21 protein-coding genes are annotated in these 24,521 nt (G+C 58.9%); 13 read left to right on the forward strand and 8 right to left on the reverse strand.

The window, feature by feature from the left end:
* Positions 1-265: 265 nt before the first annotated feature.
* The 4 genes from recA (at position 266) to miaB (ending at position 4,264) form a co-directional block, all read left to right on the forward strand.
* Positions 266-1,387, forward strand: coding sequence for a recombinase RecA (recA, locus tag G7Y41_RS03190; protein ID WP_165315222.1), 1,122 nt, complete (start codon positions 266-268; stop codon positions 1,385-1,387).
* 6 nt (positions 1,388-1,393) lie between these two features.
* On the forward strand, positions 1,394-2,032 hold the full coding sequence (locus G7Y41_RS03195) for a regulatory protein RecX (RefSeq protein WP_165315221.1): 639 nt from the start codon (positions 1,394-1,396) through the stop codon (positions 2,030-2,032).
* 4 nt (positions 2,033-2,036) lie between these two features.
* On the forward strand, positions 2,037-2,519 hold the full coding sequence (locus G7Y41_RS03200) for a CinA family protein (RefSeq protein ID WP_165315220.1): 483 nt from the start codon (positions 2,037-2,039) through the stop codon (positions 2,517-2,519).
* 167 nt (positions 2,520-2,686) lie between these two features.
* Positions 2,687-4,264, forward strand: a complete 1,578-nt coding sequence (gene miaB / locus G7Y41_RS03205) for a tRNA (N6-isopentenyl adenosine(37)-C2)-methylthiotransferase MiaB (protein WP_165315219.1) — start codon at positions 2,687-2,689, stop codon at positions 4,262-4,264.
* Between the two features lie 8 nt (positions 4,265-4,272).
* Here the strand turns inward: miaB and G7Y41_RS03210 are convergent, their stop codons facing one another.
* The gene (locus tag G7Y41_RS03210; protein WP_165315218.1) at positions 4,273-4,872 is read right to left on the reverse strand and encodes a YbjN domain-containing protein; all 600 of its coding nucleotides are present in this window, start codon (positions 4,870-4,872) and stop codon (positions 4,273-4,275) included.
* Positions 4,865-5,311: a YbjN domain-containing protein gene (locus tag G7Y41_RS03215; protein ID WP_165218383.1), complete on the reverse strand. Its 447-nt coding sequence runs from the start codon at positions 5,309-5,311 to the stop codon at positions 4,865-4,867. The genes G7Y41_RS03210 and G7Y41_RS03215 overlap by 8 nt, the downstream gene beginning before the upstream one ends.
* 178 nt (positions 5,312-5,489) lie before the next feature.
* On the opposite strand from G7Y41_RS03215, the gene miaA reads away from it, so the two are divergent.
* Positions 5,490-6,482: a tRNA (adenosine(37)-N6)-dimethylallyltransferase MiaA gene (miaA, locus tag G7Y41_RS03220; protein ID WP_442984254.1), complete on the forward strand. Its 993-nt coding sequence runs from the start codon at positions 5,490-5,492 to the stop codon at positions 6,480-6,482.
* 36 nt (positions 6,483-6,518) lie between these two features.
* Here miaA and G7Y41_RS03225 read toward each other — a convergent pair whose 3' ends face one another.
* Positions 6,519-7,142, reverse strand: coding sequence for a class I SAM-dependent methyltransferase (locus tag G7Y41_RS03225; protein WP_165315216.1), 624 nt, complete (start codon positions 7,140-7,142; stop codon positions 6,519-6,521).
* 153 nt (positions 7,143-7,295) lie between these two features.
* On the opposite strand from G7Y41_RS03225, the gene hflX reads away from it, so the two are divergent.
* From hflX to G7Y41_RS03240, 3 genes are all read left to right on the forward strand, one after another.
* Positions 7,296-8,858: a GTPase HflX gene (gene hflX, locus G7Y41_RS03230; protein ID WP_165315215.1), complete on the forward strand. Its 1,563-nt coding sequence runs from the start codon at positions 7,296-7,298 to the stop codon at positions 8,856-8,858.
* A gap of 94 nt (positions 8,859-8,952) precedes the next feature.
* Complete coding sequence (locus G7Y41_RS03235) at positions 8,953-10,860, forward strand: ATP-dependent DNA helicase (protein ID WP_231367396.1); 1,908 nt, start codon at positions 8,953-8,955, stop codon at positions 10,858-10,860.
* 150 nt (positions 10,861-11,010) lie between these two features.
* Positions 11,011-12,000, forward strand: coding sequence for an L-lactate dehydrogenase (locus G7Y41_RS03240; RefSeq protein ID WP_165218375.1), 990 nt, complete (start codon positions 11,011-11,013; stop codon positions 11,998-12,000).
* A gap of 146 nt (positions 12,001-12,146) precedes the next feature.
* Here the strand turns inward: G7Y41_RS03240 and lexA are convergent, their stop codons facing one another.
* Positions 12,147-12,887 (reverse strand): transcriptional repressor LexA, encoded by a 741-nt coding sequence (gene lexA / locus G7Y41_RS03245; RefSeq protein ID WP_165315269.1) that lies wholly within the window; start codon positions 12,885-12,887, stop codon positions 12,147-12,149.
* A gap of 252 nt (positions 12,888-13,139) precedes the next feature.
* On the opposite strand from lexA, the gene G7Y41_RS03250 reads away from it, so the two are divergent.
* Positions 13,140-13,643, forward strand: a complete 504-nt coding sequence (locus tag G7Y41_RS03250) for a LysM peptidoglycan-binding domain-containing protein (RefSeq protein ID WP_442984255.1) — start codon at positions 13,140-13,142, stop codon at positions 13,641-13,643.
* A 57-nt stretch (positions 13,644-13,700) separates the two neighbouring features.
* Positions 13,701-14,237, forward strand: coding sequence for a transcriptional regulator NrdR (gene nrdR / locus G7Y41_RS03255; RefSeq protein WP_165218373.1), 537 nt, complete (start codon positions 13,701-13,703; stop codon positions 14,235-14,237).
* A 7-nt stretch (positions 14,238-14,244) separates the two neighbouring features.
* Here the strand turns inward: nrdR and G7Y41_RS03260 are convergent, their stop codons facing one another.
* The 3 genes from G7Y41_RS03260 to G7Y41_RS03270 form a co-directional block, all read right to left on the reverse strand.
* Positions 14,245-15,969, reverse strand: coding sequence for an AMP-binding protein (locus G7Y41_RS03260; RefSeq protein WP_165315213.1), 1,725 nt, complete (start codon positions 15,967-15,969; stop codon positions 14,245-14,247).
* 254 nt (positions 15,970-16,223) lie between these two features.
* Positions 16,224-17,429, reverse strand: a complete 1,206-nt coding sequence (serA, locus tag G7Y41_RS03265) for a phosphoglycerate dehydrogenase (protein ID WP_165218369.1) — start codon at positions 17,427-17,429, stop codon at positions 16,224-16,226.
* 112 nt (positions 17,430-17,541) lie between these two features.
* Positions 17,542-19,974 carry a HelD family protein gene (locus G7Y41_RS03270; RefSeq protein WP_165315212.1) on the reverse strand — a complete coding sequence of 811 codons (2,433 nt, stop codon included), beginning with the start codon at positions 19,972-19,974 and terminating at the stop codon, positions 17,542-17,544.
* 377 nt (positions 19,975-20,351) lie between these two features.
* Between G7Y41_RS03270 and G7Y41_RS03275 the strand changes: the two genes are divergently transcribed.
* Positions 20,352-21,518: a proteasome assembly chaperone family protein gene (locus G7Y41_RS03275; RefSeq protein ID WP_165315267.1), complete on the forward strand. Its 1,167-nt coding sequence runs from the start codon at positions 20,352-20,354 to the stop codon at positions 21,516-21,518.
* 82 nt (positions 21,519-21,600) lie between these two features.
* On the opposite strand, the gene G7Y41_RS03280 is transcribed toward G7Y41_RS03275, so the two are convergent.
* Positions 21,601-22,464: a spermidine synthase gene (locus tag G7Y41_RS03280; protein ID WP_165315211.1), complete on the reverse strand. Its 864-nt coding sequence runs from the start codon at positions 22,462-22,464 to the stop codon at positions 21,601-21,603.
* Positions 22,465-22,521: 57 nt separating this feature from the next.
* Here G7Y41_RS03280 and dinB point away from each other — a divergent pair, with 57 nt between their 5' ends.
* Both dinB and G7Y41_RS03290 read left to right on the forward strand, forming a co-directional pair.
* A complete protein-coding gene (gene dinB, locus G7Y41_RS03285; RefSeq protein ID WP_165315210.1) occupies positions 22,522-23,763 on the forward strand; it encodes a DNA polymerase IV in 1,242 nt (413 codons plus the stop codon).
* Between the two features lie 49 nt (positions 23,764-23,812).
* Positions 23,813-24,283 carry a DUF3040 domain-containing protein gene (locus tag G7Y41_RS03290; protein ID WP_165315209.1) on the forward strand — a complete coding sequence of 157 codons (471 nt, stop codon included), beginning with the start codon at positions 23,813-23,815 and terminating at the stop codon, positions 24,281-24,283.
* The last annotated feature ends 238 nt before the right edge of the window (positions 24,284-24,521 follow it).

Raw genomic sequence — 24,521 nt, forward strand, 5'->3', positions numbered from 1 at the left:
GACACTCGATCGTCGCTGAGTGTGGTGTTTCGTTCATTCGGTGGTTCTGGTCGGCGCGTCGCTCGCATCGAACACCTGTTCCATTTACTCTAGGTGGTGGCGACGCCGGGCAAGCGATCCTTAGAGAATTATCCACAGGGGATAGCGGAGCGTTCGGAAATGCCAATGGTCGGGCATATCGTCGTTGTGTGACCTCGGAGAGGGGTTGGCACGAAGACCAGAACGGTAATGAGTCGGAGAGGCTCCGGAACAGGAAGGGTGGGCAATGGCCGCTGCACGCAAGAAAAACACCTCAACATCGGGTGTAGGAAATGATCGCAATAAGGCTCTCGAACTTGCGCTCTCGCAGATCGATAAGCAGTTCGGCAAAGGCTCGGTTATGCGCCTTGGTGATGATTCACGTCCTCCTGTTCAGGTGATTCCCACAGGATCCCTGGCTCTAGATGTTGCCCTGGGGGTCGGGGGGCTTCCGCGAGGTCGCGTCATCGAGATTTACGGTCCGGAATCTTCGGGTAAAACCACCGTTGCTCTTCATGCCGTTGCCAGCGCTCAAAAGGCCGGCGGTAATGCGGCATTCATCGATGCTGAACACGCCCTCGATCCCGTGTACGCTCGCGCACTGGGAGTTGATACGGATGCTCTGCTGGTGTCGCAGCCCGACACGGGTGAGCAAGCGCTTGAAATCGCCGACATGCTGATCCGTTCTGGCGGCATCGACATTATCGTCATTGACTCGGTTGCCGCCCTCGTCCCGAAGGCAGAAATTGAAGGAGAGATGGGGGATTCTCACGTTGGTCTCCAGGCCCGTCTCATGAGTCAGGCACTGCGAAAGATCACGGGTGCCCTGTCCGCCACCGGAACAACGGCAATTTTTATTAACCAGCTGCGCGAAAAGATCGGCGTATTCTTCGGATCTCCTGAAACAACAACCGGTGGTAAGGCCCTGAAGTTCTACGCCTCCGTTCGCATTGACGTCCGGCGTATCGAAACCCTCAAAGAGGGGCAGAACCCCGTGGGTAACCGGACTCGGGCGAAGATCGTCAAGAACAAGATGGCCCCTCCTTTCAAGCAGGCAGAGTTCGACATCGTCTACGGCAAGGGGATTTCACGCGAAGGGTCGATCATCGATATGGGTGTCGACTCGGGGATCATTCGCAAATCGGGTTCATGGTTCACCTACGGCGATGACCAGCTTGGACAAGGCAAAGAGAATGTCCGGCAGTTCTTGAGCGATAACCCTGAGCTGGCCAATGAAATCGAAGGAAAAATTCTTGCTGCCCTGGGCATTGGGGATCATGCTGACGCCGTGGGAGAAGAGAACCAGGACACAGAAGCTCTGATGGCATCGCCCTCGGATATCGATCCGTTGGAAGACGCGGGATTCTAAAGACTCATGGTCAGCTACCGTGATCCGGAGGAATATCCGGAACTGGGAGTAAAAGCCCATCACGACCGGCGGTCAACGATCGAACGACTACGGGCGATGCGGGAGAAGAATTCTCGGCTCAGCGGTGTCGAGGCTATTGAGTCGGCGCGAGAAGTGGCGTTGCGCAAACTCGATGCGCGTGCGCACTCGCGTAGTGAGCTCCTGACTGCAATCACGTCACGGGGCTTTACAGACACCGTTGCCCGCGAGGTTGTTGACCGGCTTGAAAAAGCTGGTCTGGTCGATGACCAACAGTTCGCAAACATGCTTGTCAGAGAGCGTTTTTCTCAGTCAGGAAAAAGCGGGAGAGCCCTCGTTGAAGATCTTCGACGCAAAGGCTTTACCTCGCAGATCATCGACGAAGCGATGCGTCAGATCACCACCGAAGACGAGGCAGATCGGGCTCGACAGCTGGTTGACAAGAAGATGCGGTCGATGCGGGGCGTCACCCGAGACCAAGCCTATCGGCGGCTCGCAGGAATGCTGGGGCGAAAGGGATACCCCCCAGGGGTGGCAACCGCGATCATCCGAGACGCTCTCGCACAGCATCATTGGGGAAACCCCGACAGTGACACCTGGGATGGGAGTGACTCAGCGATACCGTAGGGCCATGAACGACGAACACATCGCCGATATTCTGCGCCTATTGGGTGAGCGTCATGAGACGATTGCGACCGCCGAATCATTGACCGGGGGAGCTGTCTGCGCTCGGCTTGTCGACATCCCCGGGGCCTCTGCCGTTGTCCGTGGAGGAATCTGCACCTACGCGACGGATGTGAAAACTCAAGTTCTCGGAGTTGACGCTGAGAATCTTCAACGAACCGGCCCCGTCGATGCCGAGGTTGCCCTCGATATGGCCCGAGGGGTGCAGCGGCTCCTTAGAGCATCTATCGGTATCGCAACAACCGGTGTTGCCGGACCGGGGCCACACGATGGTCACCCCGCCGGAACCGTCTATATTGCATGCGTCATGAAGGAAGGAGCATGGCATCGCAAATACCATTTCACCGGTGAGCGAAGCGCTGTTCGTCGGCAGGCCGTTGACGCTGCTCTTGAACTTCTTGAGCACTGTCTCACCACGTATTCCCAATAGACTCTGAGCACCACCATTCAGGCCGCCACGAACCAGCGCCCCGCTGGGGGAGCCTGCCAGTTCAATCGCCGCGATACGCGAATCACCACCGATGAGATCTTGAAGGTCACTCATTGCACACTTACCACAATCGAAGAGTGCCAGTGACCCGACTACACTCAGGGACGATGAACACCCAGGACACACCTACGCTCCGTGAAACGCCGGCTCATCCTCGTACCTATGCCGTGCGCACACTCGGATGCCAGATGAACGAACACGACTCCGAACGCATGGCGGGCCTGCTGGAACAAGCGGGACTCGTTCCCGTTGAGAAGGTTCCTGAAGCTGCGCTCCGCGCAACCGATGCCGGAGACATGGGAGCCGACGTCGTCGTCATCAACACGTGCTCTGTGCGTGAAAACGCTGCGACCAGGCTATTTGGAAATCTTGGTCAGCTTGCGGCTGTCAAACGTGAACGTCCGGGAATGCAGATTGCCGTGGGTGGGTGCCTCGCCCAGCAGATGCGTGACGGCATCATCGAAAAAGCCCCGTGGGTAGATGCCGTATTCGGCACGCACAACATTGACGTGCTTCCCGTGCTCCTCAAACGAGCCGAACACAATCGTCGTGCCGCCGTTGAAATCGAAGAATCCCTCAAGGTATTCCCATCGACACTCCCAACTCACCGCGAATCCGTCTACGCAGCCTGGGTGTCGATCTCCGTTGGATGCAACAACACGTGCACCTTCTGCATCGTTCCTCATCTTCGAGGCAAGGAACGCGACCGGCGCCCCGGCGAAATCCTCTCCGAAGTTCAAGCCGTCGTGGACCAAGGAGCAATTGAAGTGACACTCCTGGGACAGAACGTCAATTCCTACGGCGTGGGATTTGGAGACCGCGGAGCATTCGCAAAACTCCTCAGGACAGTGGGCTCGGTGGACGGGCTTGAACGCGTACGATTCACATCACCGCATCCGGCGGCCTTCACCGATGACGTCATCGAAGCGATGGCCGAAACCCCGACGGTGATGCCTAGTCTCCACATGCCGCTTCAATCCGGATCAGATGAGGTGCTGCGGCACATGCGCCGGTCCTATCGACGCAAGAAATTCATGGGCATCCTTGACCGGGTGCGCGCCGCGATTCCTCAAGCGGCGATCACCACTGACATCATCGTCGGATTCCCAGGTGAAACCGAAGACGATTTTCAGGCCACGCTTGATGTTGTTGAAGAAGCCCGGTTCTCCTCCGCATACACCTTCCTTTATTCACCCAGGCCGGGCACACCCGCGGCTGACCGCGATGACCAGGTACCTGCCGACGTTGCGCTTGAACGCTACCAGCGTCTCATTGCGCTCCAGGAACGCATCAGCACCGAAGACAACACAGCTCTCGTCGGAACAGAGGTTGAGGTCCTGGTGTCCCAAGGGGATGGACGCAAAGACGAAAAAACTCAGCGGATTTCCGGTCGGGCACGAGACAACCGCCTCGTCCATGTGGCGTTGCCCTCGGGATTGCCTCAGGATCAGGTGCCTCGTCCCGGAGATATGATTCGCGCAACCGTGACCTACGGGGCACCGCACCACCTCATCGCCGACTCCGGTGTGGAAAACGGCGGACTCTTTCAGATCCGTCGGACCCGTGCGGGAGATGCGTGGGCACAGCGCCAGATCGCCCCAGAACCCGATCACGCACCCGTGTCGCTGGGAATCCCAGCGATTCGCCCACGCTCGGAGGCGAAGGTGGATCGGCCTACTTCTTGAGTATCGGCCTACTTCTTGAGTTGCGTGACGATCTTCGGCAGTTCAAGCACCGCCTGAACGGTGACCGTCACCCCTCGGCGAATCATCGCGTGGATCTGGCGATCGGACATGCCAGCACCAACGAAGAACGGCGTTGTCAGGGTGAAACCATACAGTGAATCCATGTGAACTGGCGTGGCCTTCGGTTGAAGATGCTCAGTATTCCACGTGTTCGCAGCTTGGATGAGTTCCTCCATCCCCAATTCGGGGAAACTGTCAGATGACAGCACAGGACGCGCCTCGCACTGGAACCAGGGGGAGTCCGCTGGTTCCTGATGGAGACGAATCTGTAGGTTATTCACCACCGTGACGATGGCGAATTCGTGGCGGGTATGAGGGAAGCCATCGCCCTCGAGAACTGCTTCGATGCGATCAAGGGTCAGTGGTTCAACGTCGGTTCCCCACTTCGCAGCGATCTCATCGGCTGAGAGCGAGTGTGAGGAGTCATCTTCTGAGGACAGCGCGGGTGACGATGGGTGTTCAGACGAATCCGAACCCGATGAATCGGGGTCTGGAATCCGTGATGCTTTGCCCTCGTCATCGAAGGTAAATGACGTCCATTCAGGCATTGGGGGTCTCCTTGGTCCACGGATCCGGGAATTGTTCATCGAAGAAATTCATCGTGGCGATCGTTGCGATGATGAAGTGTCGTACTTCGCTTTCAAGTTGTTCGTCACTTGCTCCAACGACCCAGTTGAAGACATGATGCATCCGGATGTTGATGAATCCTTGATCATTGATCGAGGTCGTGATCTTGGGGATGTACGTTGTTGCATTCCGTTGGACCACCGCTTCGGTCACCGCTGCTCGGTGAGCCATGTTGAATGAACGTGGCCATTCAGCAATTCCCTGAGCTGGATGCCCAGGGGGCATGATGATGCGGATTGTCCGGTTAGTGAAGATCGCAGCGACCTGGTCGTTTCCTGCAATGAATGGCGTCAGCCCGATTGAACGCAGCGCCGTGCTCACGCGGTCAAGGGTGACTGCGGGAGTCTGTGATTCAGTCATGAGTCATAGCCTAGTGTGAGAACGAGGTCAGTGGCGGATTCAATGATTGGCGAGGACGAGCGCTCACCCTCCTACACTAGAGCCTACGGCCAGGTGAGGGTTGGCCTTAAGGCTATGGTGAGTGTGGCGAAGGAAAGACTCTCTCATCTGCTGGAACAGACGAAAGGTGGGAATGCGAGTGACGAACGACGAAGCGTACCGGCTCATTGTTGCGGTTGTCGGTCCGACTGCGTCTGGAAAGTCCGATGCCGCCTTGGATTTGGCTGAGAAACTGCCGGGGTGGCTGGGAGCAAATGCGGGTGAACTCGTCAGTGCGGATGCCCTTCAGCTGTACCGCGGGATGGATATTGGGACGGCAAAAACTCCTGTTGACGAGCGGCGCGGAATTCCTCATCATCAAATCGACGTTCTCGACGTCACAGACGAAGCCTCCGTTGCTGTGTACCAGCAGCGAGCCCGAGCTGATGTTGACGCGATCCACTCTCGTGGGAATGTCGCTGTTGTGGCAGGTGGGTCCGGTCTCTATCAGCGTGCGCTTCTTGACGTCATGGAATTCCCCGACCATGATGCTGCGATCCGCGAACGCCTCGAAGGTGAAGCTGAGGGACCTGCGGGCGCGCGGGGACTTCATGAGCGATTGGCGGACCTCGATCCCGTGTCAGCTCAGCGAATTGACCCTCACAATGCGCGCCGTATCATCCGCGCCCTTGAGGTCATTGAAATCACAGGGAAACCGTATTCGTCCTCGATGCCGCAGCGAACCTTTGTGCGTCCGGCTCTGATGGTGGCGATCCGCCGTGACCTGAGTGAACTTGACGACCGGATCAATCGCCGGACGCGGCGCATGTTTGCTGATGGGCTGATCGAAGAGACACGCGCCCTCATTGACGTTGGCCTACGCCGGGCGCGTACCGCCTCGAAAGCCACGGGTTACTCACAGGCGTTGGCGGTCATTGACGGGGTGATGAGCGAGGACGAGGCCATCGAGTCCGTTGCCTTGGCAACCCGTCAGCTGGCACGTCGTCAGCTCAAATGGCTTCGCCCTGACCCGCGGGTCCACTGGCTTGAGGCCCCCGAATCTTCGAGTGCGTCGCCTGGGAGCGGGGGAGGTGCAGCCTCACAGTCAGCGTGGCTTGACGAGGTCCGCAGGCTCATTGACGCTCGCGGGTGAAACACGCGGGCTGGGTGAGCCCAGCAGTCGGCGCCGTTATTCGTCGTGCGTGAGGCGGACTTCGATGATGCGATAGCCCTTCTTTGAGGCAATTTTCTTCGCGGCATATCCGTTGGTATTCAGCCACGATATGAGGGAATCGGCACCGAGGTTGCGTTGGACAACCAGATAGGCTGCGCCGTCGGGAGTGAGAAGATCGATCCACGAGGTCAACATCTCATGCATGGATTCTTTGCCCACACGCACGGGAGGATTCGACCAGATGACATCGAAACGCACGTCCTGCGTCCGCGCCATCGCGAGGGCGGTTTCGGCGAGCATTGACCGAACATTTGGGCAGTCGTTGGTCTGTGCATTGCGCTGGGTGAGATCAACGGCACGGGAGTTGACGTCAACGGCCCAGACCTGTGCACCGGGGGATTCGGCGGCCATCGTGACGGCCAGCGGTCCCCATCCGCATCCAAGATCAAGGAATCGACCGGACGCGGGTAATTGCGGAGCTTGGGCAAGAAGCTGTCGTGTTCCCAGGTCGAGGCGATGCGAAGAAAATACTTTCGACGACACCTGCATCTGGAGGTCGTGGCCGCGTGATTCAATGAAAAGCAGACGAAGGTCGGACTCGTCGGCGGGGGATTGGTCGGCAAAATACTGGTCTTCCACGCGCTTAGAGTACCTGTCTTTTCTCTTGAACGTGCGACACTAGACGTCAATACCCCACGTGAGTGATACCCGAATCGCGCGACTGGAGCGTGCGATGAGGATTGAGCCACTTAAGCCACCGATGAACAAACGAGCAGTAATGAAAGGGGCCGCATGGCCACATCTCGCAGCGCCCATGATCCGCAGCTGATTGTCGAGGACGATGCCGCGACACCGCACAGCGAGCTGACTCAGGAGCAGGAGGCGCGTGCCCATGATGTTGTCGCGCGGATCCTTGCCCGCCAGGCAAGTGCGCTGGTATCAACGCAGGGACAGGACCATTCCCTCGATGCCGGTGAGTGGGAAAAGGATGCTCGTGCGGGAACGCGACGTGTTCGCGGATTCACTCAGGACCGATCGGAAATTTCCGAGGTCGAATACCGGCAGGTGCGTCTCGAACGCGTCGTCCTCGTGGGCTTACGGACCTCGGGAACCCAGGAGGAGGCGGAAAACTCCCTTCGTGAGCTTGCCGCCCTTGCTCAAACCGCAGGATCTGAGGTCTGTGATGCCGTGATCCAGAGGCGAACCCATCCTGATCCGAAAACCTATCTGGGCAAGGGCAAGGCCACGGAGCTTGCCGAGATCGTGCGCGCACATGACGCAGACACAGTGATCGTTGACGAGGAATTGGCGCCGTCGCAACGTCGCGGACTTGAGGATGTTGTCGACGCGAAAGTGGTTGACCGGACCGCACTGATTCTTGATATTTTCGCCCAGCACGCCAAATCACGTGAAGGCAAAGCACAGGTTGAGTTGGCTCAGCTTGAGTACCTTCTTCCGCGTCTACGCGGGTGGGGTGAGTCGATGTCGCGGCAGGCCGGAGGTCGTGTTGCTGCGGGTGCAGGTATCGGTTCGCGAGGGCCCGGTGAAACAAAAATTGAGCTTGACCGCCGACGGATCCGCACTCGCATGGCGAAGCTCAGAGAAGAGATTCGCAAGATGGAACCGGCACGGCGAACCCAACGCCTGTCGCGCCGAAAGGGGAGCGTGCCGTCGGTAGCGATCGCGGGTTACACGAACGCCGGGAAGTCGACGCTACTTAATCGCCTCACGGGCGCGGGAATCCTCGTCGAGGACGCGCTTTTTGCAACGCTTGACCCGACGGTTCGTCAGACGCGCAGCGCCGATGGACGCGTCTACACACTCACCGACACAGTGGGTTTCGTTCGCCGTCTTCCAACGCAGCTCGTTGAGGCTTTTCGGTCGACGCTGGAGGAAATTGGCGAGGCCGACGTCATTGTCCACGTCGTTGATGCCGCCCACCCAGATCCCCAGGGACAGATTGACGCCGTCCGCGAGGTCTTGTCGACGATTGATGGAGTTGATGACATCACCCAGCTCCTCGTATTCAACAAAGCGGACCTCGCAGCGCCCGAACACATCGCCTGGCTACGCACCGCATATCCCGACGCCGTCATCATGTCCGCCTACACGGGAGATGGAGTCGATGAGGCTCTTGGCAGGATTGAGGCCCTCTTGCCCAGACCTCACAGGGCCATCGACTGCGTGATTCCCTATTCGCGCGGTGAACTCATCAATCTCATTCACGAGGACGGAGAGATCGACCTCGAGGAATATGACCCTCAGGGAACCCACGTGGTTGGTCGAGTTCCCGAGCATATCTTCGCGCTGCTGTCAGATGTCGTGGGGACTGGCGCCGGGAGTCAAGGACGCTGATGTGAGTTCCGATCATGTGATTAACGAGGACGAGGACGCCAGCGCTGAGGCTGTTGACGTCACGGCACGTGTCCTTGATGCTGTTGTTGCACATATGGGTGGTGCTGCGCGTTCTGGGCAGCAGGATATGGCCAGGGTCGTCAGCCGCGCCATGAGTGCTCGCGAACACGTCATCGTTCAGGCTGGCACAGGGACCGGTAAGTCACTGGGATACCTTGTGCCACTCCTCGTTGATTGTGCACGTCGGGGGAATCGAGGTCTTGTCTCCACGGCAACCTTGGCGCTCCAACGTCAAATCCTCGTCAAGGATGCTCCAGCGGTTATTGACGCTGTGGCCGAGCACACCGGGGTGCGGCTGCGCGTCGCCGTGCTCAAAGGCTGGTCGAACTACCTGTGCCTCAACCGCATATCCGGCGGGTATCCCGATGAGGATGCCCTGTTTTCCCTCGAGGGGTCCGACACTGAGAAGTCGGATGCCGCAGACCGATATGCAACGGACAGTGGGCGCGAGATCATTCGCCTACGCGAATGGGCGAAGACAACCGATACGGGAGACCGGGATGATCTGACCCCCGGCGTCCCCGACCTTGTGTGGCGGCGCGCCAGCGTGTCGAAACGCGAATGTCTGGGTAAAACCTGTCCTTTCATCAATGAATGTTTCGCCCAACGCGCCCGAGAAACAGCCAACGACGCAGACGTCGTCGTGACGAACCACTCTCTTTTTGGGATCAACGCCACCGGCGACACAGACCTCTTTCCCGGTATCAACGCCGTTGTTATTGACGAGGCACACGAGCTTGCCGGACGAGTAAGAGATCAAGCCCGCGTGGATCTGTCACAATCCCTCGTCACCCGCGTTGCCAGAACGCTGCGCACCCACGCGAAAATCAGCGTCTCCGCCCTCGAAAAAGGGGCAATAGCTTTGGGGAGTGCGCTTGAGCCTCTGGACGAGGGGCTACTCGTTGAACGTCCCGAAGCCCTGCGCGACGCGCTCATCGACGTCAACGATGCGCTTGGACAGGCAGGAAGGGAACTGAAGAACTCATCTGTCGATGCTGCATCGAAAACACTTGCCAGAGCCGCGATTGACGAGCTCGCCGAAGCGATCGCAGCGTGGTCGGCGGACCCCGAGCGGATGATCACATGGGTGACGCGTCCCGACGTCGGCAGTGAACATCTCAACCTCGCTCCGCTCGACGTTGCCCCCGCGCTCGGGAGCCGCGGTTTCGGTGACCGACCCGCGATCCTCACATCCGCCACACTTAAGCTCGGTGGCTCCTTTACGTCGATCGCCCACGACTGTGGTTTATCGATCTCGGGTCAACCGTGGAATGGGATCGACGTAGGCACGCCCTTCGTTCCGCAAAGCCAGGGAATCCTCTACACGGCCGCGCATATTCCGCCTCCTGGACACTCTGGTCCATCGCCGCAGGTTCTCGATGAACTCGTTGACCTTGTTCGCGCCGCCGGAGGTGGAACCCTCGCTCTCTTTTCCTCATGGAAAGCCGCGCAAGCAGGAGCCCAAGCCCTACGCAAAGACACCGAGTTTCCCATCCTCATGCAAGGGGAAGACACCGTGTCTGCCCTCGTCACCCGATTCCGTGAGGACACCGACTCCTGCCTCGTGGGAACCCTCTCCCTCTGGCAGGGCGTCGATGTTGTTGGACACTCATGTCGCCTCGTCGTCATTGATCGGATCCCCTTCCCACATCCGGAGGACCCGGTCGCCCAGGCGCGCTCGCGGGATGCCGAGCGTCGGGGGCTCAACGGATTCCGCACAGTGTCGCTGACACATGCGTCGCTGCTCATGGCTCAGGGTGCGGGGCGACTGTTGCGATCCGTTTCGGATCGGGGAGTAGTTGCCGTTCTCGACTCCCGGTTATCAACGAAATCCTACGGGGCGTTCATCCGAGCATCGATGCCGCCTTTGTGGCCAACAGAGGATCCGGACGTGGTGCGCAGTGCGCTTCAACGGCTACGTGATTCCTCAGGTGATGCGTGACAGCCTCAGCGGACGGGACAATCAGCCCAGATGAGACGAGGCCTGCTCTCCTATACTTTCAGGTGACGACAGGCCTCGTTGTTCTCGCCTGACACGCCACATTGTCCGGTACGTCAGAGACCACAGCCCGCGAGTGAAACGGAGAGTTCGATGGAATCGCAAGCACAGACCCTCTACCCGGCTAAGTCAGCAGGTCGTCCCTCGAAAATTGCCATTATCGGTGCCGGAGCCGTGGGAACGGCCGTTGCCTACGCGTGCGCGATGCGTGGAGATGCGCGCTCTATCGTTCTTCACGACATCAACAAAGCAAAGGTTGAGGCTGAAGCCCTTGACATTGCGCACGGGATCCAATTCACTCCATCGGGATCGATTGAAGGTTCCGATGACGTTGAGATCGTCCGGGGTTCTGACCTGGTGATCGTCACCGCAGGAGCCAAGCAGAAGCCCGGACAGTCGCGCCTCGACTTGGCGGAGTCAACGGTGAACCTCATGCGAACGATTGTTCCGAACCTGCAAAACGTTGCACCCGATGCTGTTTTTATGTTCATCACCAACCCCGTTGACGTTGTCACCTATGCGGCAATGAAAATTACCGGACTTGAGCGCAACCGGGTTTTCGGTTCGGGAACCGTGCTGGATACGTCGCGTCTGCGCTACCTGGTGTCACGCGAAACGGGTGTGGCCACGCAGAATATCCACGCCTATGTTGCCGGTGAACACGGTGACTCCGAGGTTGCTCTGTGGTCGTCCGCTGAAATTGGCAACGTGCCGCTCACTCAGTGGGGGCCAACGCTGTCGGGTCGGACTTTCGATGCGGAACTGCGTTCATCGATCGCCCAAGAGGTTGTTGACTCCGCGTACAAAATCATCGAAGGAAAAGGCGCAACGAACTACGCGATCGGTCTGGCCGGCGCCAACATTGCGGGTGCTGTTCTGCGCGATGAGAACCGCGTGCTGACCGTATCAACGTATCTTGACGACTGGGCGGGAATCTCGGATGTGTGTATGGCCGCTCCGACGATTGTTGGTCGCTCTGGTGCGGGTCGGGTCCTCAATCCACCGCTGACCGAGCGCGAGCGTGACGGACTGCGTCAGTCCGCGGATCGTCTGCGCGAGGTCGCGCGTTCCCTCGGTTTCTGATCTGCCAGAATATCGGGATTTTCACCTGTGCCCAGGGTGACCGCGTTCCGTTGTCGTGCCCTTTGATCATGCCAGCTCTGTGTGCGCGGGGCCGCCGTGTGGGAAGGCGCGTTCGTCCTCGTCAATGACCTGATGAGGCGGCGTGTTCAGAGGGCGCGAATAACTGTGACGACCTTGCCGAGGATCGTTGCTTCATCCCCAAGAATCGGTGCATAGTCGGTGTTGCGCGGCAGGAGCCAGATGTGTCCCTCGGCCCGTGAGAGGACTTTGACGGTGGCTTCCCCGTCAATCATTGCGGCAACGATCTCACCCTCATGCGCATCGGGTTGCGACCGGACGACAACGTAGTCGCCGTCGAGGATACCGGCATCAATCATCGATTCGCCCGAGACCTCAAGCATGAAGAGATCTCCGCGCCCCGTCATCCGTGTTGGCAGTTGGAAAACATCTTCGATGTGCTGCTGCGCGGTAATCGGTGCGCCCGCAGCGATCCTCCCAACAAGCGGGATTGGTGCGCCGTCGTCGTCAACTGCGCCGGCGGGAATATCGAGGGTAACAACACGGGCTTTGGGTGTGATGTGCTCAGCCGCGTGCTCGGGCGCAACGTCACCTGCCTGCGATCCTCCTGACACCGCGTTCGTTTCATTGACGAGGACGGCCTTGGCCAGTGCTGAGAGCTCGATTGCGCGGGGGAGTCCCGCGATGCGTTGGATATAGCCCTGACGTTCAAGGATGTCGAGATGATGCTTGACCGTTGACGGAGAGGACAGGCCAACCCGTTCGGCAATTTCACGCACTGATGGGGGGAAGGCACGTTTTTCAAGGGCCTCGTGGATGACCGCGAGAATCTCGCGCTGACGTTTGCTCAGTGGAGTCTGTGGTGCCATCTCAGCGTCCTTTCGTTGTGTGCCTGCGGTCATGGCGCATCCTTTTCCTGTGAGCTTCCTCATAGGACAGTCGAGGGGGTGCCGCAAATGCCTATGGGTGCTGATGCACTTGTGTGTGTCAGGTTAAGCGAGTTTCGATCGAAAGTGAAACATCTGTTCGAGCGGGTCTCGACTTCACCGTGACACCATGATATCGTACATGTGTTCGACGAACAGATGTTCGATCAGTTCTGAGTGAAAGAGGAGATGATCGTGATGAACACACGGGTCGTTGGTGGAATGGAGTATGGGGCTACGCGTCGTCCTCATCTTGAGGTCGTTCCTGATCGTCCTGAGGCTCAGGTCCGCGATATTTTCTCAGCACCATCGGCAGTTCGGCGCCGCCAAGTGCTTCGCCAGGAAGATCCTGCAATGCATCGTCGCCCTGTATGCGCTTCAGCTCGGCATCGTCAAGCTCCGGTGACGGTGAGCCTCGCCCCTGTTCGCGCAGACGTTCTCAAACGGGTCGTGATGGGCGTTGTTGTGGCGCTCGTGCTGGCGCTTGTGGGGATCGGAGCGGGGATTCTGGCTCAACCGGCAGCCTATGCGGGAGAAACGCGGGTTCATTCGGTTGCCGCAGGGGAATCACTGTGGAGTCTCGCCGCAGGTGTTACCAGTGATCGTCCGCTCGAAGACATCGTTGTTGATATCGAGTCCTTGAATAATCTTGATGGGGCACTCACGGTCGGCCAAAAGGTTGTCCTTCCCGTTCGCTAGCGAGGTTTTCGCTCAGGGAAGACGACAACAGCGGGGGAAAGCGTGTAGCGTTAGAACGTGCATTGTCCCTTCTGTCAGAATCCCGATTCCCGGGTCGTCGACACCCGAATTGCCGACGATGGTGCATCAATTCGCAGGCGCAGGGAATGTACCACCTGTAAAAAGCGTTTCACCACCCTTGAAACGTCCTCCTTCCAAGTCGTGAAGCGCTCGGGTGTCGTTGAACCCTTTTCCCGCATGAAGGTTGTTTCCGGGGTGAAGCAGGCCTGCCAGGGGCGTCCCGTTAACGAGGACGATCTGGCGATTCTCGCGCAAAAGGTTGAGGAACAGCTGAGATCAACCGGAGTATCGAACGTCTCGTCAGACGAAGTGGGCAAAGCGATTCTCCCGTTCCTCAGAGAACTTGATGAGATCGCCTACCTGCGTTTTGCCTCCGTGTACCGGTCGTTTAATTCCCTCGAAGACTTTGAGGAAGCTATAGCGACACTGCGTGGACGAGCCTCTGGTGACAAAGCCCCCGGTCGTGGGAGAGGCAGGCGTAAAGCCTCGTCGACACGGGTTTCAGAGAGCGCGCCAACGCTTCTGGATCAGTAACGGCGGGTCAGTCCTTTGGTTCCTTCTTCGAGGTGAGGCGGCGCAGAGTCTCTTTCGTCAGATCTGCCGCGTTCATTACCTGCTCACGGACCTTCTTACGTGTGACCTTCCCCAACTGCGTGCGCGGCAATTCACTCATGACAACGATCTGCCGTGGCAGAGCGTAATGAGCCAGAGACTTCGACGCCCACTCACGCAAATCGGCAAGCGTCACGGAAGCACCTGCCTCAAGGACAACAGCGGCAACAACGTCTTCACCTGACGTTCCCGCGGGCAGGCCGACAACAGCGACGTCACGTACTCCCGGCATCGTGCGAACCGCGTCCTCAACCTGGCTGGGATACACGTTGAATCCGGAAAAGTTGATCATTTCCTTCCGGCGATCAGCCATGACAATGAAACCGTCGGAGAGCTGAACAAGATCACCCGTGCGCAGCCAATCGTCTAAGAAAACCTCAGCGGATTCCTCAGGTCGGTTCCAGTATCCGGAGAATACTTGGGGGCCGCGGGCAATGAGTTCGCCGATTTCGCCCTCGTCCACGTCACGACTGGGATCCTCAGGATCAACAATCCGGATCTCTGTAGACGGATAGGGAATCCCCAAAGCGCCAGGACGCCGTGCGTTCGACAGAGGTGACCCAAGGATGATGGGAGATGCTTCGGTCATCCCGTACCCCTCGATCATCAGGCCCCCGGTTGCCTCTTCCCACTGTTGAGCAAGCTCTTGAGACAGAGGCATCGCACCTGAGAGGGAGAATCGCATGGAATGCAGATCGACATCCATGTCCTCAGCGGAGGCGAGCAGACGCTGATACATCGGTGGTACACCCAGGAAGAACGTACAGGGCAGACGGCGTTGCGCAGTGAGAATCAGGGTCGTATCAAACTTGGGGAATAGAGCAATAGTGGCACCAAGCCGCAGCCCGGCGAGGAATCCGATGGTGAAACCAAAGGCGTGGAACAGGGGGAGAACGCAGTAGAAAACCTCGGCGCCCTCGTGGAGTACGGGCACCCACGTTGCGGACTGTTCAACATTCGACAAAAGATTCTCGTGGCTGAGCGCCGCAGCCTTCGGTACGCCAGTGGTTCCACCCGTGTGAATCAGCAGAGCAATGTCGCGTGGAGTGGAGGGGCATTCGCCCTTCCACGGGGCAACCCGGTTGACCATGTCGTCCCACGAGATCGCCCACGACGGCATCGATGCCGTCAACTCGTTCTTGCGAACACGAGCCGACTTGACCGGCAGATGGAGGAGGAACTGGGATGCGCGCGGCAACCCCTTGGTCAGGTCCATCGAAAACACGCGAACAGTGGGTTCGAGGAACGAGAGTTTTTCAAGCGATTTCGACCATGCAACAACAACGCGTGCCCCGTGGTTATCGAACTCGTGCTCAAGTTCCTGGGCGGGGGCCAAGGGATTGTGCTCAACAACGATTCCGCCGATGAGCATCGTTGCCAGCACAGCAACAGCATGCTGGGGACAGTTCGGCATGATGAGTGCGACTCGATCACCGGGACTCACGCCCGCTCGTTTGAGAACAGTTGCCCCCTTGCGGGCCTGCTCAACAAGTTCACCGTATGTTGTTTGCCGTGAAAAGAAGTCAAGTGCTGGACGATCAGGGTAGCGACGAGCGACGTCCTCGAGCATCTGCGGGATCGTCATACGGGGAATGTCGATGGTTGTTGCAACTCCCGGGGCGTAACCCGCGTGCAACGAGGTGGTTAACGACATGTTCTATCCCATCCTGTGTGCCGTGACTTCAGATGAACAACCAAATCCTACGCTAGCGTAGGTTAGGTCGTGATTTCACGAGATACTGAGAATTCAGCGAGCAGCGCACGCCACGCGGCGCTCAGTCCCAGCGAGCCCGTGCATTCTTCTCGGCATTTTTACGCCCTCGTGAATGCCCGGTCTCAGCGCGCCCAGTCCCAGCGTGGCCAGGGTAAGCCCAGCTACGCGGGCACCGCGACAAACCCCAGCTGAGATCACAGTGGGGTGACGGTAAGACGAATCGTGTCTTTCATCTGGCGGATCTTGTCAATTGCCTCGGTGGGCAGCTCGGAGGAAATGTCGGTGAGCACGTATCCGGTGGGACCGGAGGTGGAGAGAATCTGGCCGCCGATATTTGCCCCCGCATCGGCGAAGGTGTGGTTGATCGTCGCCAAAACACCCGGCGTGTTCTTGTGGATCAAGCGAATGCGGTAGCGCGAATCAGCGGAGATCGGCAGTTGAAGATTCGGCATGTTGACGCTCATGTCAGTGGAGCCAGAGTGGTTGAAATCAGCGAGCTTTGCTGACACGAAACGGCCAATGTCGTACTGTGCTTCTTCCGTGGAACCACCAATGTGAGGAGTGAGAATGACGTTGTCGAGCTTGACCAGCGGAGACTCGAAGGGGTCTCCGTTCTTCTTTGGTTCCTCGGGGAAGACATCAATTGCTGCGCCGCCGAGGTGCCCGGATACCAGAGCCTTGTGGAGGGCATCAACGTCGACAACGAAACCGCGGGAGAGGTTAATGAAGAGAGCTCCCGGTTTCATCATGTGGAATTCACGTTCGCCAATGATGTTCAAGTTTGTGGGTTGGCCGTCAACGTGGATTGAAATGATGTCGGCTTCACGTAACACGGATTCCATCGTTGGCATCTGGGTTGCATTGCCGAGGGCGAGGCGTTCAGCAGCGTCGTAAAAAATGACGTTGAGCCCCATTGCTTCGGCGAGAACTGACAGCTGTGTGCCGATGTTCCCGTAGCCGATGATACCGAGGGTGTGTCCGCGAACCTCGTGGGAGCCTTCCGCTGACTTGTCCCAGATTCCTCGGTGCATACGGGAGTTCTTGACTGTGACGCGGCGGGTGAGGTCAATGATTTCGCCGATGGCGAGTTCAACAACGGATCGCGTATTTGAATACGGGGCATTAAAGACGGTGATGCCGTGGGCTTGCGTGGCCGCCAGGTCGATCTGATTTGTCCCAATGCAGAACGCACCGATTGCTTGGAGGTGGGGTCGTGCTTTCAGGACGCGTGCAGTGACGTTGGTTTTCGATCGAATCCCAAGGAAATCCACTCCGTCGAGGGCGTCAATGAGTTCGTTTTCATCCAAAGCGCCTTTGACGCGGATGACGTCGATTCCACTGTCTGTGAGGATGGAGTCGGCGATCGCATGGGGATTTTCAAGGAGAAGTGCACGTGTCATAGTCTCATGGTGCCAGAGTAACCGGGAGAGAGACGAATTATGACCGGATCCTGGCCGAAAAATGCACGTGTGGTTCGCCACCGTTTGAGCGTCGTCCCCGGGCAACGACGTGCTAGGAATCATCTCCCCACTCGTCCATTCCCGCGGGGAGATCACCGGAATGAACGACTGTGAGATCGTGAGTTGCACGGGTCAGTGCGACAAAAAGATCACCCGCACCGCCGGTGAGTACCTCGTGGGGTTCGACGATGACAACGGAGTCGAATTCCAGTCCTTTCGCTGCCGCAGCGCTCAACACGGTCACGCGTTCGCTGAGAGTCCGCTCCCCGGTGAGGTCACCACCCCATGCGCGAGCCCTCTCGTCAGACACGATGACCGCAACTCGGCCCGAATGGAGCCCCGAGACGTCATCCAACCGTGACGTTGCGCGAGCAACCGCGTCCCAAGCCGCGCGCCAAAGAGGGTCCTCCTCGCGTGACACAGGTGAGTCTGCGCAAAGCCCCAGCTCGCACGCGGGTGCCTGGTTTTCCTCGGGTGACGAGGGTGCGGCCTCGTCCTCGTCAATAGAAGAGGAGACGCAGGCGAGGGGAACATGAACGGTCGAATACGCCCCATCAACGTCACGCACCGCAGTCATCGGGTAAGTGACGGGCTCGCCCAGCCGCGCCATGACGGCCTGAGCAATGCGCGTAAGCGTGCGGGGAGTGCGGTAGGACACGGTGAGTGCGAACTCAGCTTCCAGTGCGCGTGCCGCCGGACCCAGAGCCTCAGCCCATGAACGAGGACGATGCTGGCCACGTCGCTGATCAAGATCACCGACGACGGTGAAACTGCGCGAAGGACATCGACGCAGCAGAGCACGCCACGCCATCGGGGACAGATCCTGAGCCTCATCAACAACAACATGCCCGTACGTCCACGATCGATCCGCAGCGGCACGCTCAGACAGGGGAACCCAGCGGGGCTCATCGCGTGTCGCATCGGCAAGCATCTGGGCGGTGACGATACCGTCGCCAAGTCCCTGCCCCTCGATAGCGCGCTGTGCTCGCTCAATGTCACCGCGAGAATCCCCAGAGCGAGGGGACTGAGCAGACCCTGGAAGTGGGCCGAGCAGCTCTTCAAGCTCGTCGAGGAGGGGAATATCTGAGAATGTCCACTCCGCTGAGCGCGGACGTTCAACGGCGGCACAATCGCGCGTTGACAGGGGAGAACCGGCACGTTCATTCGCCTGAGCGAGCAACGCAGGAGAGGACAACAACCGACGGAGAAAATCGGGAGCCGATGTCGGCATCCATGCCAAGTTAATTGCCCGGCGCGCATCAAGAGAATCGCGAATCTCCGCCAGCCACGCCTTCTTCTCATCGGGCAGGGGAACACCGGAAGAATCCACGTCCCCGCTCGCCCGAGCCAACGTCGTTGCGAGGACATCCATCAGCTCAAGGGCAAACCCCTCTCGGGCACGGTTGTGCGCACGACCCGAACGCCTGGCCTTTGTGCGGGCAGCTTTCACGTCCTCTCGGCGTAACACCACGTCGCGGTTCCACACTCGAAGCCTCACATCCTCTGCTGGAACCCGTGGAATCAACCGAACGGCTTCCTTGAGGACGCGCGCCCACGCGGTGCGGCCCTTGATCTGTGCGACGGACTCCGAATCGGACACCTGAGGGCGAATACCTGGAACCAAGTCCCCAAGAGTCATCGAGACAACTCCCGTTTCCCCCAGTGAGGGAAGAACCTGTTCGATATAGCGCAGGAAGATCCTTGACGGGCCGATGAGCAGAACCCCCGACCGTTCCAAGCGTTCGCGCTCCGCATAGAGCAGATAGGCAATTCGGTGAAGAGCCACCGCAGTCTTGCCTGTGCCCGGGCCGCCCTGGACAACGATGAGTTGACGCTCGCGGGCTCGGATAATTGAATCCTGTTCGGCCTGAATCGTTGACACGATGTCACCCATGTGTCCGTCGCGTGCCGATTCAAGGGCAGACATGAGCGCGCCTTCGCCGTGAAGATCGAGGTCGGACACGCGGGGCGAGTCTGTGGTCAGAAGCTCATCTTCAAGGGCTGTGACCCGCCGTCCCTGTGTGGTGATGTGGCGGCGACGGACAATGCCCTGCGGGTCGACCGCAGTTGCCTGGTAGAAGGGTTGCGCCGCGGGGGCACGCCAGTCGATGAGGAGGACAGAACCGTCGGTCTGAGACAGCGAGGTGCGCCCAATGTGGCGAACAGTTGAATCTTCACAGTCGAGTCGACCAAAAACGAGGCGTTCCTCAACGCCTTCGAGTCTGGCCGCCATGTCGCCCAGGTGAGAGGAGAGGGCCTCACGTTCCGTCCATGCCTGAGCGTTGCCAACCCCGTGGACGGCGTGGGTGCGCTGCTGAGACGTGCGGTAGGACTCACGGAGCTCGTCGAGACGACGATATGCGCGGGTGACGAAATCCTGCTCCGGAAGTGAGGCGGTGCTCCCACGACCCTCGCGCTCAGATCGCCCGTCGTCTGTGAGATCGGGTGATGAGTCACCACTGTGCGTGGGTGCGCCCTCGGGCATGCTGCCTCCCCATCAATGGAATCGGCCGGGTAGGAAGAATCGGCCATCTATTCTGCCTGATTTTCGCTGGCTGTGGGGTGAGTTTTATCCCTCAGATTCCCCGAATCCGCGCGTATTCGCCCACGGCTCAATTTTGCCGTCGCGCAAGACGAAAGGGCTCAAGACAGGTAGCGTGGATATCCCATAGACCCACAGTGGTGGACATCGGCGGTGGCGTGTCCATTGCCGTCGGATCATCTCCAGCAGCGGAGAGTCTTGGCGGTGTTGGGACGTGCTGCGCGAAGGGTGACTCTCCATTTTGGGTGGCGAGGTGGGGCGCTGGAATGAAGAATCGGGAGGCATGAGTGAATACCCGCTGGGACAGCGAGTTCTTTACGATGGGGCCCGCGCAGGGCGCGCGGTCCCGGATCCTCCTTGTGCAATTTGATGGCGCTATGGACGCCGGACTTGCCGGACGGATCGCCGTGTCACAGCTTCTGCGTTCCCTCCCGGTCGAACGCGTTGCCACCTTCGATTCGGACTTCTTTATTGACTATCGCTCACACCGGCCAATCATTACCCTCGAAGACTGGGTGACTGCTGACATGGAGACTCGCCAGATCGTCCTCGACGTGGTGCGTGACGATCTTGGGCAGCCAATTCTCTTGCTCCACGGACCCGAACCGGATGCAAAATGGGAAACTTTTGCCCGGATCGTGGCCTCCCTTGCCCACGACGCCGGCGTTGAAATTGTGTTCTCGATCCACGGTATTCCCTCGGGTGTTCCGCATACGCGTCCGGTGCCCGTCCATGTTCAAGCCACGGATCGGTCGCTGATCCCTGAGCAGCCACACATGGCCAACATCATGCAGTTCCCCGCGCCGGCAACATCATTCCTTCAGACCCGACTTGCCGAGCAGGGAATGAACGGGGTGACATTACTGGGAGCGGTTCCGTACTACATGACGGAAACCCCCTATCCGGCAGCCGCATCCGCTTTGCTTGGCTCCATATCTGACATGACGGACCTGTCTTTGCCCGTTGGTGACCTCGAACAGGGGGCGGCGAAAGACCAGACGGCGATCCGTGAGCTTGTTGAGGAGCACCCCGAAATTTCTCAGACCGTTTCCGCCCTTGAAGAGCATTACGACGCCTGGGCCGGAGACGACGGAACAGCAATCCCGCTCAACGCCCTCGATCAGAATGCGCCGCTGGGTGTTGCCTCGAAACAGTCGAAAGATATCGGCGATGTCATCGAGGCCTACCTGGCCAATGTGTCGCGGCTCAACGTTGACGAGGACTCTTCCGATTCTTCCGCTCACCAGCCTGAAACTCCGGAGGCCGTTGAAGCACCTTCCAATACCCTCGAAGCCGCTCTGCGGCGTGTTCGTCAACGTCAGGAATCCCCCGAGACCTACGTGCGTCCCTCGTCGGCCCGCCACCGGGCGCCCGAGTCAGCGGACGTGGAAGATGCGGGGATCCCAGAGTCTGAGGGTTTCACCGGGGGTGAGCAGCCCGATGAACGAGGACGAGCGGCAGATTCCGACGTCTCCGCTGAGGAATGACCCCGGATTGTCCGGCGCGTATCTGAGGTGATGACCGGAGGGTCGCACCGAAGAAATCGACGGTGCATGGGATGGTTGGCCCTTAAGAAGTCAACGACGGCGAGGCCGCTGACTGCGGCCATCCCACCAGCGCATCACTGAGAGGCTTGTGCCCAGCGATCCACTTGTTTAACGAGTCTGAGTCCGTGATGCGTGCGGGGAGTGGGAGACGACGAAGCCTGCGATCCACATCATCACAGTGAAGAACAGGTTCGTCCTCGTCCCCATCTAAGTGGTCTTTGACGGCGATGGCGACGATGTTGCCGCGCCTGCCTGAACGACCAACTTTCGGATCTTGGATCGAGACCACCTCATCGAAAACATCGCGCAACGCCGCGATATCGATGCGCGCATTTTCCTGACCACCGTGGGCGCAATTGACCAGGTAAAGGCCGCCGGGTCGCAGAACCTCGTAGGCTTCGCGAGCGCATTCGAGGGTTCTGAGTGCCGGTGGTACGGCGCCGTGAAAAAATGCGTCCCGAACGATGACGTCGGCGCTGGATGGGCGCAACGTTCCGAGAACTTCCCGCGCATCTCCCACACGAATCCGCAGATCAGGGGATGGGGGCAGAGGAAAACGTTGACGGACCTCCCGAGCTAAAGCACCGTCGATCTCAATGGCAGTCTGGCGTGAACCGGGCCGTGAATGTGCCCATGCCGTTGCAAGTGCGCACGCCGCACCGCCGAGGTGAATCGCGCGGATCGCGTGATCGGGAAACACCGAGTCGACGACGCACGTCATATGCTGCATGTATTCGAACTCAAGATACGTCGGATCATCCACATCGATACTTGACGATTCGATGCCGTCGAGGAAAAGAGTCGCGCGAGACCCATCCCATCGAATAGATGCCGTTGCGTTGTCGACGAGAAATTCCTCGCTTCCACGTGTTCTCTTGCGCGTCATGGAGGACACTGTAAGCCGACGTCCGCATCTTCACACCTCGTGGAGGAAGGAGGAACCGTGTCAAATGCACCCAGAGACCGTCGCACCCGGACGCACTGGGGCGATGATGATTCGCTAACCCCGATCCTCCATGTCGACATGGATTCCTTCTTCGCACAGGTTGAACTCCTCGAACACCCGGAGCTCCAGGGAAAGCCCCTGATTGTTGGGGGACGTGGAAACCGCGGCGTCGTCACCTCTGCGACCTACGAGGCGCGTGCCCTGGGGGTTCGCGCCGGAATGCCGATGGCGCAGGCTCGGGCTCTGTGCCCCAACGCGCAGATTGTTGCGGGAAGTCACCACATCTACGGACGTTATTCGCGGCGAGTGATTGATGTTTTGTCGCAGGTGACGCCCGTCCTTGAACAAGTCAGTATCGACGAGGCCTTTCTCGACGTGTCGGGGGCGCGTAAACGACTGGGAACTCCCGTTGAAATCGGACGGCTCGTGAGGAAACGTATCAGGGACGAGGTCGGACTTCCGGCGTCCGTGGGAATTGCAGCAACGAAGTCCGTTGCCAAGATCGCCTCGGCGAATGCGAAGCCCGATGGGCTGTTACTGATCCCCGAACAGAGGACGACGGACTTTCTTCACGGCCTACCTGTGGGGGCGCTGTGGGGTGTTGGAGGGAAAACTGCGTCAATCCTTGACCGGGAAGGAGTTGAGACGATCGGTGATCTTGCGCGACTGCCGATGACGCGTCTTAACAAGCTCCTCGGCGCTGCATCGGCGTACCAGCTCCACCAACTCGCGTGGGGGATTGACCCGCGTCCGGTGAGTGGGAATCGGCAGGAAAAATCCGTGGGAACGGAAACAACCTTTCCTCGCGATATTACACGTCGGGAAGAGATTGAGAGGTTCATTCTCGATGCGGCGCATCAGTGCGCTCAACGGTTGAGGGCCCACGGATATGTTGCGTGGACGGTCGCTATCAAAGTACGCGACGCATCATTTCATACGGTGACGAGGTCTGTGACGCTGTCAGCTCCCACTGACGTGGGACGCGATATTGCGGATGCCGCGCGGATGCTTTTTGATCGTTACACGATTCCGAGCGGAGGGATCCGGTTGTGTGGAGTTCGCGCTGAGGGGTTGCAGCTACGCTCCCGCGGGGTTGCGGTGCCGCTGGATACGAACGAGAAAATTCTTGAGAGTGAACGGGCGATGGATCGGGTTGTTGAAAGATTCGGCAAGTATTCGATTGTTCCGGCCTCGCTCCTTGTGGACGGTCGGACCAAAGACGGAAGCTCTGAGCGATAATGACATGTAGAATATGTGATGCCGTTAACGAGAGGTGAGGAGGTGCGCGATGGCTCTTTCGGAGTATGAAAAACACGTACTCGAACAGATGGAAGCCGAGCTTCGGCGCGGGGACCCCGAGCTTGTCACGAATATGCGTATCCCTTACACAGCAGCTGAATCCCCTGAACGTCCGCAAGGTGATCGTGAGGAAGTGGCCGCGGGAGGTCTCTCGCCTCGCAAGTTGGCGATCGGCATGCTCCTTGTGGTTGTTGGCTTGTGTGTCCTCATTGGTGCCGTCTCATTGGGATATTCGGTGGTGTCGATCGTCATGGGAGTTGCAGGGTTCGCTGTGATGTTCGGCGGAGTTCTTTACGCGCTTGCCCCCACGCGACGTCGTTCTCGTCAAGCCGCGGGGGAAGACCTGCGCGAAGCATCGTCTGGGAAGAAGCGTGCGAAGAAGGTGCGCGAACAATCCGCGTGGGAGAAATTCCTCGCTGATCAAGAACGTCGCTGGGACGAGAGGCATTCAGACGACTGATCGCCTCCATGCGTGGTGGACGTTGATGTTCGGCCACGCGTGTGCGTGAAGATGATGCTCCACCGTCTATGCGGTGACAGTTTTTGTGCGTGACAGCGCGCTGTCCGTTTTTTAGTGCGGCATGAGTTCTCACTCCACGTCACTCCACGTCGCTTCACCACGTCGCTCCACGAGAGCTCCCCACCATCCACCAATCGCACCCGCGCGTCGCATTGTTGCGGCCTGAGCGCGGAGTCCA

It is taken from the genome of Schaalia sp. ZJ405, assembly GCF_011038885.2.
Classification (GTDB): domain Bacteria; phylum Actinomycetota; class Actinomycetes; order Actinomycetales; family Actinomycetaceae; genus Pauljensenia.